This window comes from Moorena sp. SIO4A1, assembly GCF_010672065.1.
GTDB lineage: Bacteria > Cyanobacteriota > Cyanobacteriia > Cyanobacteriales > Coleofasciculaceae > Moorena.
The window spans coordinates 1-4,033 of sequence record NZ_JAAHHX010000163.1 but is presented as its reverse complement, the minus strand read 5'-3'; the positions used below and the strand labels follow the sequence as shown (position 1 = coordinate 4,033).

The 4,033-nt window shown below is 43.7% G+C and carries 3 protein-coding genes; 1 reads left to right on the top strand and 2 read right to left on the bottom strand.

The features are described 5' to 3' along the window. Positions 1-447 precede the first annotated feature (447 nt). The gene (ltrA, locus tag F6K53_RS35430; RefSeq protein ID WP_366511393.1) at positions 448-1,758 is read right to left on the bottom strand and encodes a group II intron reverse transcriptase/maturase; all 1,311 of its coding nucleotides are present in this window, start codon (positions 1,756-1,758) and stop codon (positions 448-450) included. Further along, a complete protein-coding gene (locus F6K53_RS46210) occupies positions 1,701-2,120 on the bottom strand; it encodes a reverse transcriptase N-terminal domain-containing protein (protein ID WP_366511392.1) in 420 nt (139 codons plus the stop codon). The genes ltrA and F6K53_RS46210 overlap by 58 nt, the downstream gene beginning before the upstream one ends. Positions 2,121-2,519: 399 nt before the next feature. Between F6K53_RS46210 and F6K53_RS35425 the strand changes: the two genes are divergently transcribed. After that, positions 2,520-3,893: an IS4 family transposase gene (locus tag F6K53_RS35425; RefSeq protein ID WP_293083996.1), complete on the top strand. Its 1,374-nt coding sequence runs from the start codon at positions 2,520-2,522 to the stop codon at positions 3,891-3,893. Positions 3,894-4,033 lie beyond the last annotated feature (140 nt).

Genomic DNA, 4,033 nt, shown 5'->3' with positions numbered 1-4,033 from the left:
TTAATAGAAAACGCAACCACTATCATTAAAGCTTTGGTTTTCGGCTTCAATTCAAGTTACAGAATGTTTTCAATGACACTAGATTCCTCATCAAAGTATAACATATTTTTGTAGATACTGCAAGATATTTGGAGAAAATCGTCAACAGTGGCTAGCCCCCGTGCGAGGGATTGCTCGCACGGGGGATTCTACAAGGTGGCGAAGTACCAAGTTGAAACCGTGCCACTTCCCTTCAAGTCCGATAGGATCTACTTAGAGATTTAAACAGATCATACCACTGCGGGAGTGTCAAAGCTGTTAGAGTCGATGCCCGGTATTATCCGGGGCAATTAAACTAAGTCAGTGAGTCACCCCACTGACTCGTCTTCAAAACCGTACGTGACACTTTCGCATCATACGGCTCCTCATCATAGGAACCATTGTCGCTGGTACCTCTAAAACGGGTTTTCATCTAACTCTAAGGCGTTGACTTTTTTTCCCGTGTTTGGCATCGTGGCAGGTTAGGTGTAGTAATTCCAGATTTTCATCCTTGTTATTTCCACCCAGTGCGCGTGGTAGTATGTGATGCATTTCCATTGAATCCCCAGGTCTGAAGGTAAGACCACAATGAGCGCATTTCCCTTTTTGCTTTCTCAAAAGCCTTCCCGATTGAGCTGGCATTTCAGGATGTTCTCTCATTCTGGTGCTCCAATAGATTAGGTCTCCATCGTAGGGACTTCTGGTATCTTGGATTTTTTTATGCCTTATTATTTCAGTTTTGGCATGTTTTGGGAGGTAATTATCCTCATCTGCCATGAATATCCAATTATCCTCTCCGATGGTTCCCCAATATTTCTTGTTTACCCAGGTTTTGGTTTTCTTTGGGTGTCTTCTATATCCCCATCTTTGGAGTTTGTTCCAGAGCATGTAACCTAAATCTTGGAAGGTTTCTTTGCTACAGACTCCTCTGTAGTAGTTGCACCATCCGCGTATAATAGGTTTGAGGTGTTTGATTAAAGCCTCTTGAGGAGCGGCTTTATGTTTGTCGATGACTTTTGAAAGCCGCTCGAAATGTTCTAGAATTGCATCCTTAGATGGTTTGATGATGGTTTTAAAGCCTTGTTTAGAGTGGTTTTTGCCTACTTTGTACTGACGGATATTAAATCCAAGGAATTCAAATCCGTTAAAGGTATAGGTCATTTTGGTTTTGCTAGGCTTTAATTCCAGACCCATGTCATGTAGCCAATTATTGATGACTTCTTGGTATTCTTCTACCACTTTTTGGTCTTGGTGTAGGATGACAAAATCGTCGGCATATCTGATTAGAGCTAGTCCCTTTTTATAGTGGGTTTTCTTGCCTTTTACAGAATTTGCGTAATCCCATATGGCCTGTTCCATTCCGTGGAGGGCTATATTCGCGCTTAGTGGAGAGATAACTCCACCCTGAGGGGTGCCCTCTTCTGTAGGTGAGAATGTCCCATTATCCATCACACCGGCTTTTAGCCAGGACTTTATTAAGCGTCTCATGGATGGATAGGTATTCAGTTTAGTTAGAAGTGCATCGTGATTGATTTTATCGAAGCATTTGGCTATGTCAGCATCAAGTACCCATTTGGGCTTTTGTTTGATGCTATTGAATATTGCTTCGATGGCATCATGACATGAGCGTCCTGGTCTGAACCCATAGGAGTTGGGTTCAAATTTTGCTTCCCATTCAGGTTCTAATGCCTGTTTGGCAAGTGCCTGGAGAGCGCGGTCATACATGGTTGGGATACCCAATGGTCGCTTTCCGTCCGTCCAGGTTTAGGAATCCATACCCTTCTGGTTGGTTGGGCTTTCTTAGAAACTTTTAGGTTGGAGACTAAAGTAAGCCGTTGTTTTGGTGTTAATGATTTGACCCCATCTACTCCAGCTGTCTTCTTCCCTTTGTTCTCCTGGGTTACCCGTCTGACCGCAATCATCTTGGCCGACCAGGACTTTATCAGAGTCTTTTGCAACTTTCTTACCACGCGGACATCACCACGTTGAGAGGCTTGATATATTCGTTTTTGCAACTTAAAGACAGTCTTTTCTAGCTTCCGCCAGTTGACTTTCTTCCATTCCGACTGTGGGGCGAACCCCCGAGTTTTAGACATTTTCATTGCTACTTACAACTACATCTTTTCCTATAACGTGAGTCCGTCAGCATATCCTGGGCATTACCCTAGGCTTTGGCTTCTGACTCAATCTTGCCCTCATATGACATGCGACTAACTACCTACTCAGTAATCGACCTTACTGAGAGTACATATGAGAGTTATTTCGTTCCTGATAACCATTCTTTGAACTTTTAGGGTGGTACTTTTCACCGGGAACTGTTTGGGAAATCCATTACAAAGGGGAGGAACTTTGTAATCCTAATTCCGTTGAGTTTTTCTCCGTAGCGTGTCCATTGGTGACAAGTTAAGAGAAAAAGCCTTTTGTCAAGAGGGGGGATTGCCTCAGGGTTCGAGTCGTGTGAAACTCAGAACAGACAAGTAATTGAGCCATGGTGAATCCTGATGAGCGGCCACCGAAAAACCCACCGAGACCATGCGAAAAAGACCCAACGTCCTCTAGTAGAGGACTCAGCAATAGCTGCTAAGCTAGAATCGTTGGTGAAACCGGCCATCATAGCCCAAGAGGGATACTATCGTAAACTGGGATTAAGAGACCGGATTCTTAACCTGCCCTTGATGGTAGCTGCCGTGTTAACTTTACTGTGGCGAGATGTAGCTGGGGTCAGAGAACTTAACCGAATCTTAACAAGAGAAGGCTTTTTGTGGTGTTCACCCACTCAGGTGAGTCAACAAGCAATTTCTCAGAGATTTTTGACCTTTCCGGCTCAATTATTTGAGAGAGTTTTTAAGGAGTTGCTGCCAGAATTAAGAAAGGTTTGGGACTCAAGAAAGTGCCGTCCTCTGCCAGAAAGTGTTCAGTTTACTCTATCTAAGTTTGAGAGAATTTGGATTGCCGATAATTCCACTTTAGAAGCCTTGTTTCGGAAGCTAAAAAGCTTGGCAGACATACCCCAAGGACAGTTAGCCGGCAAGATGGGAGTAGTGGTGGATGTAAAGACACGGCTTCCGGTTGAGATTTGGTTTGAGGAAAATCCCAGAGCTTCTGACACCAAATTGGAGTCGAATCTGTTGAATTTAGTAAGGGCTAAAACTTTGCTGTTACTAGATCGAGGCTTTTATCACTTTTACTTTTGGCAGCAGTTAATTGACCGAGGGATTCATTTTATTACCCGTTTAAAGAAGGGAGCTTCCCTTGAAGTTAAGCAAGTCTTCAGTGATAGTTATAGTCTTCGTGACCGTCTGATTCGGATGGGTTCTGGAACTAAAAAAACTCCGTTTGTGACTTTACGTTTAATTGAAGTGCGCTCAGGCAAAACTTGGCATTCTTATTTAACGAGTGTGCTTGACCCGATGATTTTACCTCCCTATGTCGTCGCTGATTTGTATGGACGGCGTTGGCGGATTGAAGAGGCTTTTAATACAGTTAAACGACTTTTAGGGTTAAGTTATTTATGGACTGGTTCTCTTAATGGAGTTAAGTTACAGATTTGGGGGACGTGGCTTTTTTATGCGGTTTTAGTGGATTTAGGTGATGCTGTAGCCTCGGAGCTTTCTTTACCCTTTGACCGCATCTCTTTAGAGATGATTTATCGAGGTCTCTATCATTTTTATGTTGCTCATGACAAAGGATTAGCTTCTGACCCAGTTAAGTATTTTGCTGCCCCAGAGAATCAGGATTTAGGTATCGTCAAACAGCAGCGAAAACCCAAGGTCAAACTTATTGTTGCTCCTTTTCCTGACCGACAAAAGGGTCAGTCTGAGTTTTTCTTCAAGCCTTTTTCCTCAACCCCCTTGACAATTGGCATACAGGCTTAAGTTGTCACCGATGCCCTACTCCCGATTCCCGATTCCCGATTCCCGATTCGACCGTAGAGCACAGTTAGCCCCTTCCGGGCATTGCGAATACTGGGATGATTGGGGTCTAACACTGGCGTGAGGATGCTCAGAGATTTGTG

Coding starts and splice junctions, on each gene's coding strand:
- F6K53_RS46210 (WP_366511392.1), bottom strand. CDS start 2,120: ATGAAAATGTCTAAAACTCGGGGGTTCGCCCCACAGTCGGAATGGAAG.
- F6K53_RS35425 (WP_293083996.1), top strand. CDS start 2,520: ATGAGCGGCCACCGAAAAACCCACCGAGACCATGCGAAAAAGACCCAA.